The organism is Methylobacterium phyllosphaerae (genome assembly GCF_001936175.1).
Taxonomy (GTDB): domain Bacteria; phylum Pseudomonadota; class Alphaproteobacteria; order Rhizobiales; family Beijerinckiaceae; genus Methylobacterium; species Methylobacterium fujisawaense.
The window spans coordinates 975880-999203 of record NZ_CP015367.1; the positions used below are offsets into that span (position 1 = coordinate 975880).

The following is a 23324-nucleotide window of genomic DNA, read 5'->3' on the forward strand; positions in this document are numbered from 1 at the left end:
TTCGTCGACCTCTTTTTGCGTCCGCTCTGACGCGGTTCCGGCATGGCCGCGGCACGGCATCATGGCTGGCGCAAACACATCCCACCGAGCGATCAAGGGCGACATCGCTGGCTCGTCGCCAACAATCCCACAACAACCCGACCTGCGCGCCGATGTGTATCGCCAAACACCGCGGCATACAGCATTTCGATATCCAGCAAAAAACGGCGCCGTCCAGCGATTCGAGACTTATTTTGCAAAAATATTTCCGACTCTCGACCCGCTATCCCTATTGTGTGAATCGAAACACTTGGTCCACTCTATAAACAGGCGACGACCACCGGGGCGGCGCTGTTCCTCCGCCGGCGACGCAATCGTCGGCGACATCAGGATGCGGAAACCATGACGAGAGACAAAATTCCGATCGACGCGACACATGCGACGACCGTGGAGGCTCAGCTTGACCGTCTCCATGCGGCAGGACCGGCGCCTCGCAAGACGTGGACGCGACAGGCCCTGGTCGAGCGGGTGTCGGCGAAGGTGCTGGCCATGCGCAGTGCAGGCTTCAGTCTCGATGAGATCGCCGACGCCATGACGTACAACGGCCTCAAGTTCTCACCGGAGATGCTGTCGAGCTACCTGTCGCGGCTGAAGCATGGCACCTCCGCCAACGGCGTCGCTTCAGAAGCGCGACACAAGAAGTCGTCGAAGAGATCGACGCCTGCGACGATCCTCGCGACAACGCGCAAGACAGCACCGCAACAGGATACGAAGCAGAAGCCCGTAGAAAGCCACGACGAGGTCGTTCAGTCGGTCGCACCCGATCCGCCGACCGCTACCATTCAGATCGACCACGATACCGTGTTGTTGGAATCGAATGATCAGGCCCCCGGCCCACGGATGAGCGGTGGCGCGCGGACGAAGACGCCAGGAAAAAGCTGGCTGGAAAAACATAGCTAATCGTCGCGGTCCGCGGCTGAGCCCGACACGACCTCAACATCCAATGACCGATCGAGCCACTTCGAGGCAGCGCACCAACGCGCGCGTGCCCCCCCTTCTCACGCCGGTTTGACAAGGAACACAACGATGACACCACAGCCAAACAAACTACCGGCTCCACAACGCACCTCGCAGACAACGGCTGCCCCCCCAGTCAGATTGCTTAGTCTGAAGGCTAACCGAGCCCTGATCGCAGTGCTCGGCGGCAAAGGTAGCGCCGGCAAAACAGCGGGAGCCTTGAAGATCGGCGTCACCGAACCGCGGCGGGGCGAGGACTACAAAACCCGCAAAATGGCTGGCTGAAAAAGCCAGCTGATCGTTGCGACGCGGGCTAATCCCGAGACGACGTCAACATCCAACAACCGATCGAGTCACTTCAAGGCGGCGCGCTAACGCGCGCGCACCCCTTCTCACGCCTGCATGCCGAGGAACACGACGATGACACAACAGACCGACGACGTCCCACCTCCGCTTTATACGACAGATAAGATCGATGAATTACGGGCAAGATTGCTCGGTCCGACGGCCGAGCGAGCTCTCGTCGTCGTCCTCGGCGGCAAAGGCGGTGTCGGCAAAACGACGAGCGCGTTAGAGATCGCAGATCTCTTGGCTTCGGTCGGCCAAATTCTGGCGATCGACGCGGATTTGGCGAACGAGCATTTCTTCAAGTACTTCACGCGAGAGGTTCTGCCCGGCAAGCGTGAGCCAAGCCGGACGGGGATCCGACCGATCCAACACCGCCTGCGTGCGGAGGATCACGCAGGCCGCATCGATCCGACGGCTTGCCAGGACATGATGGCCGTGATCGGCGAGGCACCGGAGCCGTTCGTCATCATCGATTTTCCAGCGGGCGACACTGACACGACGAAGCGCTGCACTGAGATCATCGTCGAGGAATGCCGGGAGAACCACATCCGGCTCATCGTTGTCGTGATCGTCGGTCCGGTCGACCCGACGCCCCTCAAAGTCCTTCCCAGCCTTATGCCACTGCTGCGCGACTGCGATCGGTCGGTCCTAGCCAAGAACACGCACACCGGGATCAATTTCGAGTACCTCGAGGCATCGGAGATCTATCAGCAGCTACAAGCGCAGCCGAGCATCCGCATCACCGAGATCGAGCCGATCGGCGAGCGGATCAATGAGGCGTTACGCGTTCACAACGTTTCGTGGGAGTTCCTCGCCACCTCGACACCGATGCGCATCCGCGTCGAGGCGCGTCGTCTTCGGCGCAACTTCCACGGCATGTGGCTGGAGGCGATCTCGCATGACGCCGTTTGAGAAGTTCATGCTCCAGGCTCAGGGGCGCGACCCCGATCTCGAAGAGAAGCTCCGCGCGGAACAATTCCGCAATATCGAGCGATATTTTAGGATCGTCTTCGGCCGCAGCCTCCGACCGGACGAAAGACAGTTAGTGGAAAGTATCGCCTCTGCGCTCAACACCAGCGTGGATGACGAATACGTCATGCAAATCTTTATAGCTGGGCGAGGCTTAGAGGCCAGTCATAAACTTGCCGAGGAGGTCTCTGACGCAAAGGAGGCTATTATCCAAACCAACGGCGAGCAGAAGAAGCTCTACGCTAAGCAATCGGCCCGAGACTCGTGGCTAATATGGGCCTGCTACATCCTGCTGCTTGCATCTATCCCGACGAATGTCTGGATCGTCCGCAACGTGCTGCACCTCTCGGACCGCATGGATCTGATCGGCAGCGCGACCGAGCGCTAAGCGCATCCGGCGACAAGATCAAGCTAAGCCAAGAGGCGCCCGATCTCGACGGGCGCCTGCCATTCGATCTCGATTATCTAGCTTGGAGCACGCGAAAAATGAAATACCCTAACATGACATATAATATCTTTGCTGACGACAGTGTTTCTGCAGATCACATCGATGCCGCTGCAGCAGTTATAGAAGAGGCTTCACAGCGAAACGCGCAGGCAGCGGCGGACACTACGCCGCCCCCAGGGTTGATCGAAGCGGCGGAGATCGCAGGAATTTTCGCACGATCTCAGTCAGCCTTGGATCTCGTTCAGATCGACAGCACTTACGGCAGTGTCGAGCAATGCCTCGAGCGTGTTTGGCCAAGGGTGCAGCGGCGGCGTACTCTAATCGCAGCGGGACTTGACGAAATGGCAGCGGATACTCTCCAGCTTCAGACATTACGGCACGAAGTCGCGCTTGAAGATGCTTGGCAGCGCTTCGAGGGGCAGCCTGAGGAGCGCGAGGCACTCTTCGCCATGTACGCCTCACTCGTGTCGCACCTTGCCTGGCCCAAAGGATTCTCGCGACATGAATTGCTGGAGACTTTCATGTTGGAATAACTCATATCGTCTTAACTCCGCATTATTTAGCGTGATCACATGTACTCGAGCGGCCTCGTGTCTAGATAGCCGACCCCTTCCGCTGGACAGGTCTGCTTAGATGCAGGAAGCATCACGCTCCGCCTTGTCCGAGGCATTTCTGCGCGATCGAATTACCTGTGGAGCCCCCAGCGCAACTTCATGCGCGCAGCATTCGCAGTCACGCACAGGCTCGCGACGCATCAATCCCAACGATCTTCGACTCGCCCTCACCACTCGACTCGGGGTCGGGTGAAGCAACGAGCATGTCTTTTCCGGAGCAAGCAGATGATCATCGTTTTTGGCGGCCACCTCGATCGCGCCTTCAGACTTGGAACCCACCGACAGCGCTTCCGACAACCATATGATGATGGCTCTGAAATCAAGCACAAGGCGGAGGAGGATCCCTACCGCTCGTTTTTCCATCGGGCCGGAATGATGTTCCTTTTGAGCGACGCCCAGATCGATCACACGAGTTTGCCGCTCGATCTGCCGGTCCCACGACCCCGTCGGCGCCCGAACGGTGCGACCTATATGGCGATCCCGCTGCGTAAACTCGAAGACGACGGACAGTTCTTCGCCGAGATGCTGACGCAGATCGATGCGTTTTCGGATGAGACGCTGGCTGCACTGCGCCTACGCGCTCACGATGACCCCCACAAGCCGAACGCCATCCACCAGGTCGACGACATTCTGATGTCAATCCTCCATGCCTGGATGACGGGTTCGACGCTGGTGCTGTCGATGGGTGAAGGGCAGGCTTTGGCCGAGATCGCGACGTGTATCCTCGATGTCGGGATCCCGGTGCCGTTCGGGATCCCGGACCTGCGCGGCCTGTCGCGTCTGGACCCGCGCTCCTCAGGCATGGTTGCCAACCTGCAACCGAGCGACTGTGGGGATCTCAACGACCTGCGCGAGACGCCGGCCATTTGCCTGTATCGCAGCCGCCTGCGCTTGTTAGCCGAGAGGCGGACAACCGACTATACAGCCGGCCTCGCGTCCGCCTTGCGCGAGGCCAGCATGCTCGATCATCGTCTGCGCGAGGCGCCGGCGGACATCCGTCTCACCGTTCTTCGCGTCCCAGTGATCGACAACGCCCACCGCGATGACATCATAAACGATCCGCTTGGCTGGTCGCGCCGCCGCGCACCGAAGAGAAGGTTACAGGTCATGCTCTTGTCAGATAGTCGTAGCCTGTGCTGAAGGCGGCCTGTAACAACCCCAATTGGGAGAGGTTCGACATCTTCTTGGGTTGGCAAAGCCACCATCGCAGGGGCGGATTGGCTGACAAGCCGACGCCGGAGCCGGGAAGGTCCGCTTATCGGCAATCTGAATGGACCAGCTGCATCTGGACGACTGATGGTGGCCGTAAGCGGAACGGCCGCTTGGGAGACGGTCGGCCGGAAAAGCGGACGGCCTCCTACCGACCCAAGGCAGCCGTTGCGATAACAATCGTCGTTTCCCACAAGCAGCCATTCGCCAACATGCTGTTAGGGTGCGCTCGTGCCAGGGAGACGGCCCGAGTCTGAGGTCACGTCGGAAACCGGGGGCCAAGGCCGCCTCGTTCCTCACGATGGGCACCGAGCTCGCCATGCTCGGCGTCGAGGCGCAGATGGTCATCGGCCAGCGCCTGGCGCTGTTCATGCTCGGCGGGCCCGAGGCACGGAACGAAGCCCGGCTGATGGTGACCGAGAAGGTCAAGGCCGCCGGCGAGGCCGCGGTGACCATCGCCATGGGCGACACGCCACGCAAGGTAATGAGGGGCTATCGACGCAAGGTTCGGGCGACCCGGCGGCGCCTCGGCGAGGGGTGATCCAGCCCAAGGCATCGGACTTGTGCCACGCACGACGTCATGCGCCGACACATCGAAGGACCGCGAACGCAACATGGGCCGGTCGGTGCATCGCGTCCGGCCGCGGTATTCCTCCCGGCAGTCTACGGCGCCTACCCGGCGGACTGGATGCTCGGCGGCCCGAGGTGCTGGAGGAAATCCGGCTTGCCGAGGCTAACCCCGGCCGCGCGCAGGATCGCGTAGGCGGTGGTGACATGGAAGTAGAAGTTCGGAAGCGCGAAGCCGGTTAGATAGGCCGGCCCCGTGAAGCGGTAGCCCATGCCGTTCGGGAACTTCAACTCGACTTCCCGCTCCGCACCCAAGGCCAGCGCCGCCGGATCGACGCCCTCGACGAAGGCGATCGTCCTGGCGCAACGCTCCTTGAGCTCGGCGAAGCTCGCCTCGACGTCCGGCATGGCGGGCGCCTCGATCCCGGCAAGCCGCGCCACGGCGTTCTTCGCGCTGTCGGAAGCCATCTGGTACTGGGCCGGCAAGGGTCGCATGTCTGGGGCAAGACGGCCGAGGAGCAGCTCGTTCTCGGGTTTTTCCGATGCCGCCTTGTCGAGCCACGCGCTCATGTTGCGGAGCGAGTTGACGAAGACAGGCACGCTGACGTCGTGGATGGTGATGCTCATGCCCGCAGCCTAGGGCATCCCTCCCCCTGGACACAACGAGCATACGCATCGCACGGGCAACGCCCGTGCGCCTCCGCCCTGCTCTCGTGCATGACCGGCAGGACAGATGAAGGCCCTCGCGCCATGGCCGGATGCGTGGTCCGGGGGGCGCAATCCGGATGCCGCAGTCGTCCGGCGACCGTATGGGCGCCGAGATTGGGGGGCTCCTGCGATAGGACGGCCGCAGGGCTCGATGGCTGCGGCCCTGGAACTGGAAGTCCGCCATACGATGCCGCGCTACGCCCATCTGGTCACCGGCCCCAAGGACCTGGAGCGACGGGTCGGCGGGTGATCGAACCGAGGACGGCATTCGGGGCGATGGATCCGGCTCGCCCGACCTCCGTCACCAGGGAAGGGCGGGGGGCACGGGAGGACACCGGAAGGGCCGAGGACGACGGCCCTTCCACTATCGCTGCGGCGGAAGCGGCGACCGGCCTGCCCGGCCGCTCTCCGTCCTGGCGAACGCACCGCCGGGCGACGTCGGCCACGCACCCCAAGCGAGCGCACCGGCGTTGACGGCGGCCAGCATCGCGAGGCCCGACCCGAGGGCGACGAACAGGCCCGCGGGTCCCAAGCCGAGATGGAGCGCGAACAGGCCACCGCCGAGGGCGACGGCACACCGCAACAGGCCGGCCGCAAGCGGCCATCCCACTTGTCCCGCACCCTGGGCGGCGAAGTAGAGGGCGAGGCCAAGCCCGAAGAACCCGTAGCAAGGCCCGACGATGCGAAGGTACTGGGCGCCGACGGCGAGCATCGCCCCGTCCTCGCCGAACAGGGTCAGCCAAGCCTCCGGCCGGAGCGCAGCGCCGGCCCCGACGCATTCCGTGACCAGGCCCGCCATGACCGCGCCGGTCCAGGCCGCGCGCCGCGCACGGGCCACGTCGCCGGCTCCCATCGCCGTCCCGACCATCGCGGCCAACGGTGCGCCGAGGCCGAACACCATGGGCACGAGCAGGTATTCCAGCCGGGCGCCGGTCCCGTACCCTGCGACCGCCGCGGGCCCGGCCACGCCGACGAGGCCCGTCGCCGTGGCGATGGTGACGTTCGTGGTCGCGCTCACGATGGCGGATACCGCGCCGACTTGCAGGATCGACCACAGCGCCCCGCGCGAGAGTGCCGGTGGCCGGACGGAAGGGTGCAGCACGCCGCGTCCCGACCAGAGGTAGGCGGCGAAGGCGGCGATGCCGGCCGCGTAGTACGCGAGGACCGCAACGGCGCCCCCGACGACGCCGAGGGCGGGAAGCGGCCCCCAGCCGAAGATCAACGCCGGGGAGAGCGGGACGAGGGCCACGGTGCCCGCGCACATGACCGTGGCCGGGAGAAGCATGTTGCCGGTGCCTCGGATCACGGCCGCGAGCGCGTTGAACAGCCAGACCAGCACGGCGCCGGCGAAGATCACGTCGGAGTAGGCGAGCGCCGCCGTCAGGGAGGCCCCGCGCCCTCCCATGGCGGCGTACAGGCTCGGGCCCGTCAGATGGGCCGCGACGGTCGTCAGGACGCCCAGGCCCACGGCGATGGCGACCGCGTGCCAGACGAGGTCGTTCGCCTCCGCCCGCCGACCTCCGCCGAGGGCCCTGGAGATCGCCGAGAGCATCCCCCCGCCGACCGCGCCGGCCGAGATCATCTGGACCAGCATCAGCATCGGGAAGACCAGCGCCATGCCGGCCAGGGCATCCGTCCCGAGATGGGCGATGAAGTAGGTCTCGATGAGACCCGTCGACGCCTGGGCCGTGGTCATCAGGACGTTCGGGACCGCGAGGCGCAGGAGGGTGGCGAGGACGGGGCCGCGGAGCAGCCGGTCCGTGCGTTCGTCCCGCACCCGGAGCGTCCCGGCCGCAGCGCCGGCCATGTTGTCCCCGGTCGGGATATCCCTCGGGTCGGCTCGTCGGGCGCGCATCAGGAGCTTTGCGTCCAGGCCGCCAGGACCGGGTCGATGACCTCCGGCTCGGCGCGGTCGCGGGCCGGGACGTCGAGGAGCAGGCAGGTCGAACTCGCCGTGGCGCAGAGCCGGTCGGAGCCGTCCAAAAGCCGCGCCTCGGCCACGGCCTGCCGACGCCCGGCGTGCACGACCTCCCCGACGGCGGTGAGCGGCCCCGAGGCGGTGGTGACGGCCCGCAGGTAGTTCACCTTGATCTCCAGGGTGGTGAAGCTGCGGCCGTGAGGCAACGTGGAATGCACGGCGCATCCCATCACGCTGTCCAACAGGGACGCGACCGCCCCGCCGTGGACCGTACCGAGCGGGTTGTAGTGATACTCGCCCGCCATCATCCGCATGGTGACCCGGCCCGGCTCGGCCGAGACGAGGTCGATGCCGAGCAGGGCGATCAATGGCGGCGGCGGAAGTTCTCCGGCCATCAACTTGCGCAGGAACCCGAGGCCATCGAGACCGTGGCCGGCTCGCGCCAGCACCGCGGGATCGGACCATTCCACCATGCGACGGCGGAGCGGCTGCAAGTTTGTAGCATCGTCATCGGCCATCTACGCAGGTTCCTCTCGGCGGGGTGACCTTACGGGTCCTCGACGGGCTCGATGGCAGGGGAGCGGGGATCCCTTCGAGCCGCCGGATCGGCCCTCAGTTCGCTTCCAGCAGCAGTGCGATGCCCTGGCCGCCACCGATGCAGAGGGTGACGAGACCGCGCCGGATGCCGTCCCGCCTCATGGAATGCAGGAGGCGGGTCGTCAGGACCGCACCGGTCGCCCCGATGGGATGGCCGTGGGCGATTGCACCACCCTCGACATTGACGATGTCATCCGGCAGGCCCAGCTCCTTCGCGACGGCGAGGGGAACGACGGCGAAGGCCTCGTTGATCTCGACCCGCCCGAGATCCCCGAGGCTCCAACCGGCCCGTTCTAGCGCCTGCCGGACGGCGGGGACGGGCCCGAGGCCGAACAGGCCGGGCTCGCAGGCCCCCACGCCGTAGGCGACCAGCCGCCCGTAGGCGTCGAGGCCGTTGGCCTCGGCGAACCCGCGTTCGGCCACGATCATCGCAGCCGCGCCGGAGTTCAGGCCGGGTGCGTTACCGGCAGTGATGGTCCCGTCCTTCCGGAAGGCGGGCTTCAGCTTGGCCAAGGTCTCGGCCGTCGTCTCCGGCCGGGGCGCCTCGTCGCGAGCGAACGTCTCCGGTCCCTTCCGGCCCTTGACCTCGACGGCGGCGACCTCGGCGTCGAACGCGCCGGTGGTCTGCGCCTTGGCGAACCGCGCCTGCGAGCGGGCCGCCCAGGCATCTTGCGCCTCCCGACCGATCTGGGACCGCGCGGCGAGGTCCTCGGTGTGCCAACCGGAATGCTCGCCGGAGAACGCGTCGTTGAGGCCGTCGTTCAGCATGCTGTCGAGGATCTGGGCATGGCCCATGCGGTACCCCCAGCGGCCACCCTCCATCAGGTACGGGGCGCGGTCCATGTTCTCCATGCCGCCGGCGACCGCCACGTCGTGGTGCCCGAGCCGGATCTCGTCGGCCGCCGTGGCGATGGCCTGCGCGCCCGAGCCGCAGACCCGGTTGACCGTGAGTGCAGGCACCGAGACGGGCACGCCGCCGTTCACGGCCGCCTGCCGGGCGGGATTCATGCGGTTGCCGGCCTGGACGACGTTGCCCATCGTCACGCCGCCGAGCTTGCCGGCCTCCAGGCCGGCCCGCCTCAGGGTCTCCCGGATCGCGGTCGCGCCGAGGTCGGTCGCGGCCACACCCTTCAGGCTACCGCCATAGGCGCCGATTGCGGTGCGGACGGGATGGCAAAGAACGATGTCACGCATGGTCGTGCTGCCTCGTCTTGAGCGTTCGACGGATCAGGAATCGGGGGGGAGGGCTCGAACCCATCGGAGGCCCGTTGCCTCCGACGGTCCCTCGTTCAGGCATCGAGGAAGGCGACCGCCTTCCGCGTGAAGGCCTCGTGGTATTGGAAAATGCCGCCGTGGCCGGCGTCCTCGTAGAAGACGAGTTCGGCGTTCGGCAGCCGGCGTGCCATGTCCGTCGAGTTCGGGCTCGGCACCATGAGGTCCCGGTCGCCATTCGCGACGAGGACGGGGCACGCGACGCGAGCGAGGTCCTGCGGCGCCTGCCGGCCCCAGGCCTTGATCGCCTTGAGCTGCCTCAGGAACGTCCCCATGCCAACGGCCGTGTCACGGTCCGAGGTTCGCTCCTTCAGGCGCCCCAGGAACGCCTTCGCGGCACGCCGGCTCGTCTCTGAGGCGGTGAAGAACAGGTAGGTCTTCGGATCCTTGAAGGTCAGGAGCCCCTTCAGGATGAGCGGCCAGGACACGGCGCCGACCCGCTCGATGCCGGTGCCGCCGGCGGGACCGGTCCCCGCCAGGATCAGCCTGCGCACCAGCGCAGGCGCCCGCAGCGCGACCTCCTGCGCGACGAAACCGCCGAGCGAGAAGCCGACGATGTCGACGCGGTCGAGCCCGAGCGCCTGGAGCGTCGCGACCGTATCGGTCGTCATCTCCGCGACCGTGAGCGGTGCCTTGCCGCCAGAGGCGCCAACGCCGCGGTAATCGAGGGCGATGACCGTACGACCGGCCGCGAGCCCGTCGACGATGCGAGGGTCGAAGTTGTCGAGGTTCGCGCCCCAGTGATTGAGCAGGACCACCGGTACGCGGGCCGGAAGCCCAAGTTGGCGATAGGCGAACGTCGTGCCGGCGGCCTCGACCTTGCGGGTCGGGGCGTCCACCCATCGACGTATGGGCTCGGCGAAGCGGGAGAGTGGCATGTCCATGTCAGGTGCTCCCGTCAGCGGATCTCGACCACGACCTTGCCCTTGGACCGGCCGGCCTCAAGCTCGGTCAAGGCCTCGTCGGTCTCCGCGAACGGGACGACCCGGTCCATGACCGGACGGATGGTCCCCGCCTCGACCAGCTTCGCGATCTCGGCGAGCTGCGCCCCGTTCGCCCGCATGAAAAGGAAGGCGTAGTCGACGCCGCGTGCCTTGGCCCTGCGACGGATGCCGAGGCTGAGAAGGCGCACGGCCAGTGAGAAGATGACGTTCAGCCCTTGGGCCTTGGCGAAGGCCGGGTCCGGCGGACCCGAGATCGAGATCAGCTTCCCGCCCGGCTTCAGGACCGCCAGGGATTTTCGGAGCGTCTCCCCGTCCAGGCTGTTGAGCACGACGTCGTAGCCCGCCAGGACCTTCTCGAAGTCCTGGCGGCGGTAGTCGACGACGATGTCCGTCCCGAGCCCCCTGACGAGGTCGGCGTTCCCCGCGCTCGTCGTGGTCGCGACGGTCGCGCCGAGGTGCTTGGCGAGTTGGATGGCGAAGGTGCCGACGCCACCCGAGCCGGCGTGGATCAGCACCTTGTCGCCCGGCTTGAGTTTGGCGTACCCGACGAGGGCCTGCCACGCCGTGAGGCCGACGAGGGGGATCGAGGCCGCCTCGGCCATCGAGAGGTTGTTCGGCTTCAGGGCGACATCGGCCTCGTCGACGGCGATGCGCTCGGCAAGGGTGCCGATCCGACCGTCCCGCGGCCGCGCGTAGACCGCGTCACCCGCCTTGAAGCGGCGAACCCCCGATCCGACGCGGATCACCGTGCCGGCCAAGTCATGCCCCAGCACGAGGGGCGGCTTGTAGGGGAGGATCGCCTTGAACTCGCCGTTGCGGATCTTAGCGTCCAGGACGTTGAGCCCGGCCGCCGCGACCTCAATCAGTACGTCGCCGGGTCCCATCGTGGGCTCCGGCAGGTCGCCGAGCCGAAGCGGCTGCTTCTTCTTGTATCGGTCGAGGATGAACGCCTTCACGGGACTACGGTCTCCGAACTCGGGAGCTGGATGGGTCAGCCGGCCGGGGCGTAGCGCGGGGCCGGCTCGACCGTGCCGAAGCCCGGGATCATCGCTTGGCGCGCGGCCTGGAAGGCGTCCCACTGTCCGACGTCGTGGAGGTGTGGGATCGTCACCGGCTCGCGACGGTCGAAGCCAACAAGGGCCGCGTCGACGAGGGCGCCGACCTCCATCATGGGCGGGAGCGAGGTCTCGTCTGCGCCGGAGCGGCTCCAGATCTCGGTGCGGGTCGCGGCCGGCAGCACGGCCTGGACGTAGACGCCCTTCGGGCCGAGCTCGTGTATCAGGCCCTGGGACAGAAACTGCACGAAGGCCTTGGTCGCGCCGTAGACCGCCATCGAGAACTCCGGCACGAGGCCGACGACCGAGCCGATGTTGACGATGGCCCCTTCGCCCGCCCGCACGAAGCGGGGCGCCACCGCGCTGGCCAGGCGCATCACCGACGTGGCGTTGAGGGCCACGAGGCGCTCGATGTCGTCCGTCGCCTGGTCGGCGAAGCCGCCGCGGACATTGGCACCGGCGTTGTTGACCAGGATGCCGATGCGGTCGTCCTCGCGCAGGCGCGCCTCGACAGCCCGAAGCTGGGCCGGCACCGTCAGGTCGGCCGGAAGCACATCGATGGTGACGCCCGTCTCCCGGCGGAGCCGCTCGGCGAGGTCGTCCATCCGGGCCCCGTCGCGGGCCACGAGCACCAGGTCGTGGCCGCGCCGCGCGAAACGGTCGGCATAGGTCGCGCCGATCCCGGAGGAGGCGCCAGTGACGAGGACGGTGGGCTTGGTCGGCATGACAGGGTCCGTCAAAGACATGCATCAATCATGATCGCCGTCATGATTGAACTCAAATATGATCGCGATCATATTAGTGTCAACGGATCGGACGGGAGATTTTTCAGGATGCGGGTCACCCAGGATCAGATGCGGGAGAACCGTCGGCGCATCCTCGCGGAGGCGAGCCGCCTGTTCCGCGAGAAGGGGTTCGAGGCGGTGGGCGTGGCCGAGGTGATGAAGGCGGCCGGCCTCACCCACGGCGGCTTCTACGGCCATTTCGCCTCGAAGGAGGACCTGTTGGCGCACGCAATCGAGCATGCGGCGGCCGAGAAGGCTGGGTCGGAAGGCACGCTTCCGGACTTCCTGGCAGTCTACCTCTCGTCGTCCCACCGGGACGACGCAGGCGGCGGCTGTCCGATGGCTGCACTGGCGGCAGACGTCCGTCTCCGGTCGGCGGCGGCGCGCTCTGCCATGACTGCCGGCATCCGCTCGAACATTTCGAACATCGAGGCGGCGCTTCCTGACTCGGTCACGACAAACCGGCGCCGCGACGCCATCGGCAGCTACGCGGCCATGATCGGTGCACTGATCCTCGCACGTGCGGTCGACGATCCGGCGCTATCAAACGAGGTCCTAGCCGAGACGCGAGCCTGGATGGAGGCAGACGTGTGATACTTACGATTTGTGCGGACGACCGTACGAGCACGCTACTGATGTCTGCTAAAGTGTATAGCCCGCTGAAAAGCAGCCCATCAGCTTTCCACCCAACTCAGCCGTTCAGAGGCGGCCGCCAAGGAGGCCGAAACTGACCGAAAGCGGCTGGTCCGCTTCCGGGTGCGGTCATGGCAAGAGCGGACAGCCCTTCTCCCGGAGGCTCGCGCCACACTATACGTCCAGCCAGTGCGGGCTCGAATGGTCCGGCGCCGGCATCCCGTAGAACCTCATCGGCCGCGAGGGCCATACCCCGGTCGCACTTTGTGATTTGGCTTTCCAGCAACAATTTGCTCTCTCTTTGCCGCGGACGCATCGTCCCATTACAGTTTCAGGCGCGCGGCGCTGCGCCGACATGAGGGACGCATGACGGCAGCGCTCGGGATCATGTGCAAGGCCCCGCGCCCCGGCCTGACCAAGACACGCCTTGCCGCACGCCTCGGCTCGGAGAAGGCAGCACGTCTCTCTGCCTGTTTCCTGGCGGATGTCGCCGGTGTCGTGCTCGCGGTCCCGGAGGCGCTGGGCAGGCAGGGATACGGCATCTATGCGCCCGCGGGATCGGAGGCCGAGCTCGCTGCCATCCTGCCGCACGCCTTCCGCCTGCTGCTTCAAGAAGGATCCGATTTCGGGGTCATTCTCGGAACAGCCGTGCGTCGTCTGCTGACCGAGCAGGCGCACGACTGCGTCGTGCTGATCAACGCCGACTCTCCGACCCTGCCCGCATCGCTGCTCACGGACACCGTCACCACCCTGCGACGGTCCGGAGACCGCGTGGTGCTGGGGCCCGCCATCGACGGCGGCTACACGCATATCGGGTTGAAGGCCGACCATCCCGAACTCTTCGCCGGCATCCCGTGGAGCACGGACGCAGTGCTGGCCCGTACGCTGGAGCAGGCCGCCGCAATCGGCCTGGAGGTTAAGGTGCTTCCCCATTGGTACGACATCGACGACGCGGCGACATTCCGCCTCCTTCAGGATGAGATCGCGGGAATCCCGCCGGCGTTCGCTGCGGACGGCATCGTCGGGGGGCAGGCGCCCGCGACGCGCGCGCTGCTGACCCAATGGCGTGACGCGTGAGCCCTGTCCGGCGCCTGACGGCCCTCGGCATCGCCGGAACCGTGCTGATCGGGCTCGGCATGCCGCTTCTTCAGGGCTTCGGCGACGATGCGTTCCTGGCGCTCGCCTGCGCCGGTGGCGTGATCGCCGCCCTGGCCGCGCGCCTGGAGGAAATCCCGGGGCCCCGGGCCCTGGCCATCATCGTCGGGGCCGGCCTCGCGATGCGGCTCCTCGCGCTGCCCGCGCCGCCGATCCTGTCGACCGACATCTTCCGCTACGTCTGGGACGGAATCGTGCAGAGCGCCGGGATCAACCCCTATCGCTACGTCCCGGCCGACCCGGTACTGGCGTTCCTGCGCGACGCGCAGGTCTACCCGTTCATCAACCGCGCCGACTACGCGGTGACCATCTACCCCCCGATCGCGCAGGCGTTCTTCCTCCTCGTCACCCGCATCTCGGCGAGCCCGCTCGCCATCAAGATCGCCCTCGTGGCGTGCGAGGCGGTGACGATCTTCGCCCTGGTCGGTCTGCTGCGGCTCACGGGACAGTCGGAGACCCGCGTGGCGGCCTACGCTTGGCATCCGCTCCCGATCTGGGAGATCGCGGGCCAGGGCCATATCGACGGCGTGATGATCGCCCTGATGATGCTCGGCCTGTGGCTGGCCCTGGCCGTCGGCCGGCGCTACGCGGGCGCGACATCGGTGGTGCTGGGGGCGCTGGCCAAGCCGTTCGCCCTGATCGCGCTGCCCGGCCTGTGGCGACCCTGGGACTGGCGGATGGTCGCCCTCGTGCCGGTCGTCATCGCGCTGGCCTATCTGCCCTACCTGTCCGTCGGGAGCGGCGTGCTCGGCTTTCTCGCGACGGGATACGCCGACGAGCAGGGCCTGTCCTCGGGCACCGGCTTCACACTGCTGCGGCTTTGGCGGCAGGCGGTCGGCCAGTGGCCGCACGACACCCAGATCTACCTGGCCCTGTGCCTGACGATCCTGGCGGTCCTCGCGCTGCGGACCGGATTCCGAAGGATCCGGACGCCGGAGCGGAGCCTGCGCGACATCAATTGTTCGATCGTGATGTTACTCTTCCTGCTGTCACCCGAATTCCCATGGTATCTCTTGCTGGCCGTGCCGTTCTTGAGCGTCGCCGCCACGCTTCCAGGTTGGGTCCTCACGGTGGGAGGCTTCATGCTCTACGACGTCGTCCCCGGCGATCCGCAGCTGCCCTACGAGGCCCGCTCGGCGATCCTCGCCGCCCTGGTGGCGGCGGCGTCGCTCGTGCACGTCGAACTCCGCCGCCGCTCCGGACTCACCCGATGACCGCAGCCACCCACCTCGCCACGCCGGCCATCGACCCGCGTCGCTATCACGAGGCGGCGCCGCGGACGGTCGAGACCGTCGTCGAGCGGCTGCCGGTCTGCCTCTATCTGGAGGTGACGAACCGCTGCAACCTGCTCTGCACCACCTGTCCGCGCACCTATGTCGAGCTCGAGCCGCCGGCCGACATGAGCTGGGACCTGTTCACGCGCATCGTCGATCAGGTGCCGGATCTCAGCCGCGCCGTGCTTCACGGGGTCGGCGAGCCGATGCTGGTCAAGGACCTGCCCCGGATGGTGCGCTACCTCAAGGATCGCGGAACCTACGTCCTGTTCAACACCAACGGCACGGTGCTGTCCGAGAAGAACGGACGGGCCCTGATCGAGGCCGGCCTGGACGAGCTGCGCGTCTCGCTCGATGCGTCGACACGCGCCTCGTACATCACCGTGCGCGGAAAGGACTATTTCGAACGGATTCTGAAGAACGTCCGGGCCTTCCGGGCGCTGCAGGAGCGAGAGGGCCACGCGAAGCCCCGGGTCTCGGCTTGGCTCACCGGGCTCAAGGAGACCCTGCCGGAGCTGCCCGCCTTCGTGCGGGTGGCGGCCGAGGCCGGCGTGAAGGAGGTCTACCTCCAGCGGCTGGTCTACTTCGCGGACGACGCCCTCGGCATGGCGCGGCCCGATCAGGCCCTCTACGAGCGCATGGAGGCGGACGAGGCCCATTACCTGTCCGAAGCCGAGGCGGTCGCACGCGCGCTCGGGCTCACCTTCTCGGCGTCCGGGGCGGCGAGCGAGCCGGGGATGAGCCTGCGTCGCGACACCGACGGCTCGCCCTGGTCCCTGTGCCGCCGGCCCTGGAACGTGATGTACGTCACCGCCAACGGCCGGGCGCTGCCATGCTGCATCGCGCCATTCTCGCAGCGCGGCTACGAGAACTACACCCTCGGCGACGCCACGCAGGACACCCTGCGGGCGATCTGGAATGGCCCGGCCTACGTGGATTTCCGGGCCGCCCTTCTCTCCGACACGCCGCCGCAGGCCTGCGGCAATTGCGGGCTCCGCTGGAGCCTGTGACCGCCGAAGCCTTCGTCACCGCCATCGTGCCCTGCCTCGACGAGGAGGCCGCGATCGGCGCCGTCGTGGCGGGTCTCCTGGCGCACGGGGCCGATGCGGTCCTCGTCGTCGATGGCGGCTCGCGGGATGCGACCCGCGATCGGGCCGCCGCGTCGGGCGCGCGCGTCCTCGTGGAGCGCCGCCGCGGTTACGGCCGGGCGATCCAGACCGGGATCGCCGCGCTGCCGCCGGAGACCCGCATCGTCCTGTTCGTCGACGGCGACGGCAGCGACCGGCTCGACTGCGCGCCGGCCCTCCTCGATCCGATCCGCGCCAACCTGGCGGATTTCGTGCACGGCTCCCGGATCCGCGGCGACCGCGAGCCGGGCGCCATGAGCCCCCAGCAGATCGTCGCCGGTCATCTCGCCGGCTGGCTGCTGCGGCTCACCTACGGAGCCCGCTTCACCGACATGTCCCCGTTCCGGGCGATCCGCCGCGACGCGCTGGAGCGCCTCGGCATGCGGGACGAGAGCTACGGCTGGAATCTCGAGATGCTGATGCGCGCCTCGGCGGCGGGCCTGCGCTGCGCGGAGGTCGCCGTCGGGCAGCGGCCGCGGCAGGGCGGCGCCTCCAAGGTCTCGGGGGACTGGCGGGTGGGGATGCGCGCCGCCTGGGTGATCGGCACGACCTTCCTGCGCCTCGCCCGCGCCCTGTCCCGCGAGGGGCGCCCGGCCGGCTGACCGGCCGCTCTCAGGTCGCGATGCGGACGAGGTTCGCGGCCCATCCGAAGGTGAGGCCGGGCGGGTACCGGCGGCGCAGTTCGGCGTCGAGGCCGAGGCTGCGACCCGCTCCGAACACGCTGAACAGGGCCATGAGGCCGCCGAGGAAGACGTAGGTCCACGGCCATTCCTGCGGATGCAGGTAGAGGCCGAGCCAGAGCTGCGCCACGAAGACGACGCCGATCGCCCCGACGATCCGGACGCCGAGCCCGAGGAGCAGCGAGACCGCGAAGGTCAGCTCCGTGAAGAAGACCATCACGTCCAGGATGTAGAAGTTCGGCGTCGGCAGCAGCACGCCCTTCACAAACTCCCGGTGGATCGCGAAGGCGGCGTTGGTCACCTCCTCACCGGTCCAATAATAGAGCCCGTTCTCGGTGGAGAAGAGCGGCAGCTTCCAGAGCATGCCCTGGAACCACATGCCGCCGATCAGGGCGCGCAGCGCCCACAGGGTGACGTCGCGGCCGGTCCGCTGGGCCGGATCCTCGATCCATTCCCGGATCGCGATGACGATGCTGGCCAGGACCAGCAGGGCGAGACCGGCCGCGACCAGCCAGCGCCCCCAACCGAGGGCGACCTCGTCGCTCTGCTGCCCGATCAGGAACAGCCACGTATCGGTGAACGGATCCGTCCGCATCGTTTCGATCCTCTCAAGGGCCGCGCGCCGTCAGGTACAGGCCGCCCGCAGCGGCGGGTCGGCCGCGGACCCGTGCAGGGGTTTGGACAGCCGTGTCGGCAGATCGGCGAGGCGCAGCGACCGGCGCAGGGCCCGGGACAGCGCGTCGACCATCGCGGTCAGGAGCGCCGTGGCGACGATCAGCAGCACAGCGACGTCCAGGCGCAACTCCGAGATCGCGGCATCGACGTAGAAGCCGAGCGTCGCCACGCCGAGGATGCCGAAGATCGCGCTCTCGCGCAGGATCAGCTCCCAGCGGTAGAGCAGGTAGGCCAGGAACTGCCCGTAGAGCCGGGGCAGCGTCTCGTAGCTGTAGAGGTTCAGGCCGGTCGGCGCGTCGGGGCGGTAGGCGAGGTCGTCGGCGTGACGCCCCATCAGGAAGCCGACGATGCCGGCATTGTGGATCGTCAGAGCCAGGATCGCCGGCAGCATCGAGGGTCCGAGCAGCTGCAGCAGCACGTAGGCCAGCATGTATTCCGGCGTCGAGCGCACCACCACGAGCAGCACCCGCCCGAAGGGCTGCCCGATCGGCCCGGCAAAACGGCGCGAGGCGAGGGGGAACAGGATGAGCGCACCGAGGCCGGTGGCGACCAGCGCGATCTGCGCCAGCACGAGGGTCTGGAGCGCGCCGGGCAGGATCTGCTCTGTCACGATCGGCCGGAGCCACAGCCAGAACCGGCCCCAGGTCACCGGATCGAGGAGCGCGCCGGACCGGAGCGGACTCGGGACGATGTCGTGGCCGAGGAACCGGCCGAGGCTGGTCAGCCAGTCGGTCGATCCGATGGTCTTGGGCAGGACGAGGGCGCTGCCCACGATCAGCACCGGCAGGGTCGAGAGGCGCATCCAGAGGCGGCGGGAGCCGATCAGAGCGTAGAAGACCAGGAGCAGGGCCCCGGCCTCGGCGTAGCGGCCCTGCCGGAAGGCGGATTCGAGGTAGAAGCCCATGGTGGGCAGGCCGATGAAGCCAAGCACCAGGGTCGAGCGCATGGCGCACTCGAACCGGTAGAGCGTGTAGTGCCGGAAGGCCGGGGCGACCTCCGGCAGGCGGGCGTACATGAAAGCCGAGAGGGCGCCGGTCCCCGCCGGCAGGACCCGCAGGGCGGAGAGATCCGCCTCCTCGATGATCTCCGAATAGACCTTCGCGCAGATGCCCGCGTAGGGCAGCGCGATGGCGAGGATGCCGGTGGTCGCCGACAGGCCGAACACCTGCGTTAGCAGCAGCGCCCAGAACAGCTCGTGGACCGAGCGCAGGCCGGCGCAGGCGAGCCGCACGCTCCGGGACCGGGCAAACGGGATCGCGAGGACGAAGCCCGTCCCGGCCCCGAGCGTGACCCCGAGGACCGCGAAGGCGACGGTGTAGACGACGCTCCAGATCTCCACCGCCGGGAAGTCCGGATGGACCAGGCCGGCGAGCAGGCGCTGCAGGTCGGCCCAGGGATGGAGGCTGGTGATCGCGAGGTCGGCGCCAAGCAGCGCCGCTGCGGCACCGCCGACGAACCAGCGGGTCGCCGTCGCGTAGCCCGCGCCGGGCATCAAACGCGCGGCGTTCATGCGGCCTGCCCGTAAAACGGGACGAGGGCCGCCTCGTCCAGGTCGCGGGCGGGCGCGTCGAGGACGATCCGACCCGCATCGAGGACCACGATCCGGTCCGTGTGCGCCAGCGCCAGGGCGATGTCGTGGAGCGCCAGGACGAGGGTCTGGTGGCGGGCGGCCATCCGCTCCAGGATCAAGCCGCCCTGCCTGCGGTCCAGGGCCGAGACCGGCTCGTCGCCGAGCAGGATGGGACGCCCGTTGTAGAGCGCCCGCGCGACCGAGACGCGCTGCTGCTGGCCGCCCGACAGCGCCCCGGCCTTGGCCCGGACCGCGTCGGCGAGCCCGACCTCCCCGAGGATCCCGCTGACCTCAGCGAGATCGGCGCGGGCCGGGAACGCCAGGGTGCGCAGGTTGTGCAGGGTCGAGCGCCGGTCGAGACGGCCCATGTAGACGTTGTGGAAGACCGAGAGCGTCCGCACCAGGGCGGCCGCCTGCGGGATCAGGGCCACCCGCGGCCGGGCCTGGGCGTGGATCAGCCCGAGCAGGGTGGACTTCCCCGCGCCGGATCGACCCATCAGCGCGACGCGCTCGCCCGCCCGGACGGTGAGGTCCACGCCGAACAGGACGGGCTTGCCGTCATAGGCCGCCGTCGCGCCCGACAGAACGACTTCGGCTTCGGCTCGGGGCAGGCTCACGGCAGCGCGCGGCTCAATCCAGCAGGCCCGTGGATTTCGCCACGCGCTCCACCGGCTCGTAGGCGGCGTTGGTCACCGGGATGAACTTCGAGCGCGCGAAGGGCGCGAGGATCGCAGGATCGGTGATGCCGATCAGCGCTGCCTTGAGCCGCTCCGTGAACCCGGCACCGTAGATCGCGTCGACATCGCCGCGCACGGTCCACTGATAATCCGGGAAGGGTGGGCTCTCCCATATGATGCCGACCTCCTTCGGGTCGATCTTGCCGGCCTTGTTGTCCAGATCCCAGACCGAATAGTCCACCGCACCGACCTCGAAGGCCCCGGACTGGACGAGCTGGATCGTGCGACTGTGATCGCCGGAGAAACCAACGCGGGAAAAAACCTCCTCGGGCGTCTTGCCCGGAAAGGCCTCGCGGATGAAGTATTCCGGCATCAGCCGGCCCGAGGTCGAGGCCCGGGAGCCGAAGGTGAAGGTCTTGCCGGCGATCGCCTTCGGGAAGTCGGTCGTGCGCGTCAGGCCCGTCTTGGTGTTGGCGATGAGGTAGGTCTTGAAGGCCGCATCCTCCGCTCCCTGCGCGATCGCCTGGGCCCCGGGCGAGGCTTTGCGGGCCTGGACGCCGGTGAACCCGCCGAACCACGCGAGCTGGACCTGTCCGTTCGTGAAGGCCGTGACCGCTGCCGGGTAGTTCTTCACCGGGAGGTACGTCACCGGCACACCGAGCTTGCCCTCGAGGTACGCGGCGACCTTGCCGAAGCGCTCGACGAGGCGGCTCTCGTCCTGATCGGGGATGCCGGTGAAGACGAAGGCCGGCTTGGCGCCCTGCGCGCCGGCTGCCTGGGGCAGCGCGAGGCAGGCCAGCGCGCCCAGCAACGACCAGCCCAGTGTCCGTCTCAGCATCGAGTGCTCCCGTTCGGATTCCGACTGCGATCGACGCCACGCCGGCATCGATGTCCAATCAACTGACAGCTAGCCCATGTCTAGCGGAGCGCTCGGCGAGCCCTGCTGATCGCGCTTATTCGTGTCACCGCACCGTGCGGTTACCCATCGCGAAGTCGCTTCGCTGCGGCAATCGGCCCGGCGGGCGCTGTCACGACTTCGGCCTGTTCGAATTCGGCCCTGGCGGCTGTCCCGGTGTAGAGAGTAAAGGCCGGCCGCGGTGATCAATCTTGCTGAAGATGTGATGTTACTGATGCGGCTGGCCGTGCGAAGGACGCCATGACGCCCGAAATCGGGCGCCGGTCGCCCGATGGTGCCTGTCGAGATCAGGCGAGAGGATCTGCATGGCCATGGACGCCGGGACGCCGCAGCCTCCGGAGCCGAACATCGTCGCCCCGACACCGTCATTCGCCCTGGGCGTCGGGCTCACCAACGAGTGCAATCTCGCCTGCTCCTTCTGCTACCGCGATCCCGATCGCCTGGACCGGCTCGGACCGGAACAGCTGCGGACGGTGCTCGACAGCCTGCCGGTGCGCTCGGTCAATCTGGGGACCGGCGAGAACGGGATGCACCCCCAGTTCCCGCAGCTTCTCGATCTGCTCCGGGCCGAGCCGATCAAGCTCACGATCACGTCGAACGGGCACTCGATCGCCGTGATGGATGACACGGCGGTGCAGGCCTTCGCCGACGTGGAATTCTCGATCGACTATCCCAACCGGGAGGAGCAGGATGCGCAGCGCGGGGCCGGCAACTGGGACCTCGTGATGACGCAGGCGGCCCGCTGCCGGGCGCTGGGCGTCGGCGTGACCTTCATCGCCGTGATGATGCGGACCAATTTCGACCGGCTGCACGAGATCGCCGCCCTGGCCCGCGGCTTCGACGCGCCGCTGCGCATCAACGTCTACCAGGCGGTGCGCACCGACGCCTTCGCGCTCACCTACGAGGAATACTGGGACGGGTTCGCGCGCCTCTTCGCCGAGACCGACGTGATCGCCATCGGCGAGCCGCTCGTCCGGGCCATGGCGGGCCTCCCGGCGCGGCGGGGCGGATGCGGGATCGGCACGGTGCGCGTCACGCCCCGGGCGACGGTGCAACCCTGCGTCTACTGGGGTGGCACCGGCCAGAGCCTCGACACCCTGCGCGAGGCCGGCAGCGAGATCGTCGAGACGGCCCCCTTCGCGGCGGTCCGGGCCCTGCCGGAGCCCTGCCGGGGCTGCGACTACGAGGAAGCCTGCCACGGCGGCTGCGCCGGGCGGCGGCGGCTGATGGAGCGGCTCGATCAGGTCGACCCGTACTGCCCGATCGTGCGCGGCGAGGTCCGCCCCCTGTCGATCGTCATGGCGCCGGCCCGCGAATTGCCGAAGCTCGAGAGCGCCTGCACGACGATCGTCCAGGCGCGGCCCGCCCGTGGCTGACGCGCCCGCGGCGCGCACCAGCCTGAGCCGGCTCGCGGAGTCCTATGCGGTCATCCTGTGCGACGTCTTCGGCGTGCTCCACGACGCGACGCGGGTCTTTCCCGCCGCCACCGCGGCGCTGGCCGCCTTCCGGGCCGGCGGTGGCACGGTGATCCTCGTCTCGAACGCGGCCGAGCCCGGCGCACACCTGTCAGAACTCCTCCGCGCCCGCGGGATCCCCGACACCTACGACGATCTCGTGACCGGAGCCGACGTCGCCCGGAGCCTCCTCGACGCGGCGGGTGTCCGGTGCGTCCATCACATCGGGCCGGGGCGCGACCGGGTCCTGTTCGAGGGGATGCCGGTCACGCCGGTCCCGGTCGATGCCGCCGAACAGATCGTCTGCACGGGCTATCCGGATTGCGACGATGGCCTCGACGCGACCCTCGAAGCCGCGTTCCGGCGCGGCCTGCCCCTGCTCTGCACCAACCCGGACACGAGCTTGACGGTGGGTGCGACGCGCCTGCGCTTCGCCGGCCTCGTCGCCGAGCGCTACCGCGCCCGTGGGGGTATCGTCGTCGAGACGGGTAAGCCCGGCGCCCTGATCTACTGCCGGGCCCTGGACAAGGCCGAGCGCCTGCGCGGCCGGTCCATCGAGCCCGCCCGGGTCCTGGGGATCGGCGACACCGTCGCCCTCGACGTGGCGGGCGCCCTCAGTCACGGCTTCGCGGCACTCCAGATCGGCGCCGCGCCGCCCCCGCCGGCGGACGCGTCGGCCCGCCTGTACCGGATGCCCGCACTTGTCTGGTGACAGAGCGCCCGGCCCGGTCCA

24 protein-coding genes are annotated in these 23324 nt (G+C 68.0%); 13 read left to right on the forward strand and 11 right to left on the reverse strand.

What is annotated here, in order from left to right; all coding sequences use genetic code 11:
* Positions 1-381: 381 nt before the first annotated feature.
* From MCBMB27_RS04250 to MCBMB27_RS04275, 6 genes are all read left to right on the forward strand, one after another.
* Complete coding sequence (locus MCBMB27_RS04250) at positions 382-939, forward strand: hypothetical protein (protein ID WP_043756408.1); 558 nt, start codon at positions 382-384, stop codon at positions 937-939.
* A gap of 477 nt (positions 940-1416) precedes the next feature.
* Positions 1417-2256: a nucleotide-binding protein gene (locus MCBMB27_RS04255; protein ID WP_043756411.1), complete on the forward strand. Its 840-nt coding sequence runs from the start codon at positions 1417-1419 to the stop codon at positions 2254-2256.
* A complete protein-coding gene (locus MCBMB27_RS04260) occupies positions 2243-2701 on the forward strand; it encodes a hypothetical protein (protein ID WP_043756413.1) in 459 nt (152 codons plus the stop codon). The genes MCBMB27_RS04255 and MCBMB27_RS04260 overlap by 14 nt, the downstream gene beginning before the upstream one ends.
* Before the next feature lie 98 nt (positions 2702-2799).
* Positions 2800-3294, forward strand: coding sequence for a hypothetical protein (locus tag MCBMB27_RS29440; RefSeq protein ID WP_139231558.1), 495 nt, complete (start codon positions 2800-2802; stop codon positions 3292-3294).
* 306 nt (positions 3295-3600) lie between these two features.
* Entirely contained in the window at positions 3601-4515 is a 915-nt protein-coding gene (locus MCBMB27_RS04270; protein ID WP_139231557.1) for a hypothetical protein, read from the forward strand.
* A gap of 370 nt (positions 4516-4885) precedes the next feature.
* Positions 4886-5125 carry a hypothetical protein gene (locus tag MCBMB27_RS04275; RefSeq protein WP_043756418.1) on the forward strand — a complete coding sequence of 80 codons (240 nt, stop codon included), beginning with the start codon at positions 4886-4888 and terminating at the stop codon, positions 5123-5125.
* A gap of 131 nt (positions 5126-5256) precedes the next feature.
* On the opposite strand, the gene MCBMB27_RS04280 is transcribed toward MCBMB27_RS04275, so the two are convergent.
* The 7 genes from MCBMB27_RS04280 to MCBMB27_RS04310 all read right to left on the reverse strand — a co-directional run bounded on the left by MCBMB27_RS04280 (position 5257) and on the right by MCBMB27_RS04310 (position 12370).
* Positions 5257-5778, reverse strand: a complete 522-nt coding sequence (locus MCBMB27_RS04280; RefSeq protein ID WP_043756420.1) for a DUF1993 domain-containing protein — start codon at positions 5776-5778, stop codon at positions 5257-5259.
* A gap of 445 nt (positions 5779-6223) precedes the next feature.
* Complete coding sequence (locus tag MCBMB27_RS04285; RefSeq protein ID WP_052083582.1) at positions 6224-7666, reverse strand: MATE family efflux transporter; 1443 nt, start codon at positions 7664-7666, stop codon at positions 6224-6226.
* A 47-nt stretch (positions 7667-7713) separates the two neighbouring features.
* Entirely contained in the window at positions 7714-8295 is a 582-nt protein-coding gene (locus MCBMB27_RS04290; protein WP_043756423.1) for a PaaI family thioesterase, read from the reverse strand.
* A 94-nt stretch (positions 8296-8389) separates the two neighbouring features.
* Positions 8390-9568, reverse strand: coding sequence for a thiolase family protein (locus tag MCBMB27_RS04295; protein WP_043756425.1), 1179 nt, complete (start codon positions 9566-9568; stop codon positions 8390-8392).
* A 95-nt stretch (positions 9569-9663) separates the two neighbouring features.
* Positions 9664-10530, reverse strand: coding sequence for an alpha/beta fold hydrolase (locus MCBMB27_RS04300; RefSeq protein ID WP_075379933.1), 867 nt, complete (start codon positions 10528-10530; stop codon positions 9664-9666).
* Between the two features lie 14 nt (positions 10531-10544).
* Positions 10545-11546: an NADP-dependent oxidoreductase gene (locus MCBMB27_RS04305; RefSeq protein ID WP_043756430.1), complete on the reverse strand. Its 1002-nt coding sequence runs from the start codon at positions 11544-11546 to the stop codon at positions 10545-10547.
* A 35-nt stretch (positions 11547-11581) separates the two neighbouring features.
* Positions 11582-12370 (reverse strand): SDR family NAD(P)-dependent oxidoreductase, encoded by a 789-nt coding sequence (locus MCBMB27_RS04310; RefSeq protein ID WP_043756432.1) that lies wholly within the window; start codon positions 12368-12370, stop codon positions 11582-11584.
* 108 nt (positions 12371-12478) lie between these two features.
* Here MCBMB27_RS04310 and MCBMB27_RS04315 point away from each other — a divergent pair, with 108 nt between their 5' ends.
* From MCBMB27_RS04315 to MCBMB27_RS04335, 5 genes are all read left to right on the forward strand, one after another.
* Entirely contained in the window at positions 12479-13024 is a 546-nt protein-coding gene (locus MCBMB27_RS04315; protein WP_043756434.1) for a TetR/AcrR family transcriptional regulator, read from the forward strand.
* 405 nt (positions 13025-13429) lie between these two features.
* On the forward strand, positions 13430-14140 hold the full coding sequence (locus MCBMB27_RS04320; RefSeq protein WP_043756437.1) for a TIGR04282 family arsenosugar biosynthesis glycosyltransferase: 711 nt from the start codon (positions 13430-13432) through the stop codon (positions 14138-14140).
* Positions 14137-15432, forward strand: coding sequence for an MptA/MptB family glycosyltransferase (locus MCBMB27_RS04325; RefSeq protein ID WP_052083583.1), 1296 nt, complete (start codon positions 14137-14139; stop codon positions 15430-15432). The genes MCBMB27_RS04320 and MCBMB27_RS04325 overlap by 4 nt, the downstream gene beginning before the upstream one ends.
* Positions 15429-16502 carry a radical SAM protein gene (locus MCBMB27_RS04330; RefSeq protein WP_043345667.1) on the forward strand — a complete coding sequence of 358 codons (1074 nt, stop codon included), beginning with the start codon at positions 15429-15431 and terminating at the stop codon, positions 16500-16502. Before MCBMB27_RS04325 ends, MCBMB27_RS04330 begins: the two co-directional genes overlap by 4 nt.
* On the forward strand, positions 16499-17221 hold the full coding sequence (locus MCBMB27_RS04335; protein WP_043756438.1) for a glycosyltransferase family 2 protein: 723 nt from the start codon (positions 16499-16501) through the stop codon (positions 17219-17221). The genes MCBMB27_RS04330 and MCBMB27_RS04335 overlap by 4 nt, the downstream gene beginning before the upstream one ends.
* A gap of 10 nt (positions 17222-17231) precedes the next feature.
* On the opposite strand, the gene MCBMB27_RS04340 is transcribed toward MCBMB27_RS04335, so the two are convergent.
* The 4 genes from MCBMB27_RS04340 to MCBMB27_RS04355 are packed head-to-tail and all read right to left on the reverse strand — an operon-like array spanning position 17232 to position 21059.
* A complete protein-coding gene (locus MCBMB27_RS04340) occupies positions 17232-17894 on the reverse strand; it encodes a hypothetical protein (protein WP_043345662.1) in 663 nt (220 codons plus the stop codon).
* 30 nt (positions 17895-17924) lie between these two features.
* Entirely contained in the window at positions 17925-19484 is a 1560-nt protein-coding gene (locus MCBMB27_RS04345) for a PhnE/PtxC family ABC transporter permease (RefSeq protein WP_075379934.1), read from the reverse strand.
* Positions 19481-20161: an ATP-binding cassette domain-containing protein gene (locus MCBMB27_RS04350; RefSeq protein WP_043345651.1), complete on the reverse strand. Its 681-nt coding sequence runs from the start codon at positions 20159-20161 to the stop codon at positions 19481-19483. Before MCBMB27_RS04350 ends, MCBMB27_RS04345 begins: the two co-directional genes overlap by 4 nt.
* Positions 20162-20174: 13 nt before the next feature.
* Positions 20175-21059 carry a putative selenate ABC transporter substrate-binding protein gene (locus MCBMB27_RS04355; RefSeq protein ID WP_043387230.1) on the reverse strand — a complete coding sequence of 295 codons (885 nt, stop codon included), beginning with the start codon at positions 21057-21059 and terminating at the stop codon, positions 20175-20177.
* A gap of 383 nt (positions 21060-21442) precedes the next feature.
* Here MCBMB27_RS04355 and MCBMB27_RS04360 point away from each other — a divergent pair, with 383 nt between their 5' ends.
* Positions 21443-22513 carry a radical SAM/SPASM domain-containing protein gene (locus tag MCBMB27_RS04360; RefSeq protein WP_236952895.1) on the forward strand — a complete coding sequence of 357 codons (1071 nt, stop codon included), beginning with the start codon at positions 21443-21445 and terminating at the stop codon, positions 22511-22513.
* A complete protein-coding gene (locus MCBMB27_RS04365) occupies positions 22506-23303 on the forward strand; it encodes a TIGR01459 family HAD-type hydrolase (protein WP_051044594.1) in 798 nt (265 codons plus the stop codon). Before MCBMB27_RS04360 ends, MCBMB27_RS04365 begins: the two co-directional genes overlap by 8 nt.
* Positions 23304-23324 lie beyond the last annotated feature (21 nt).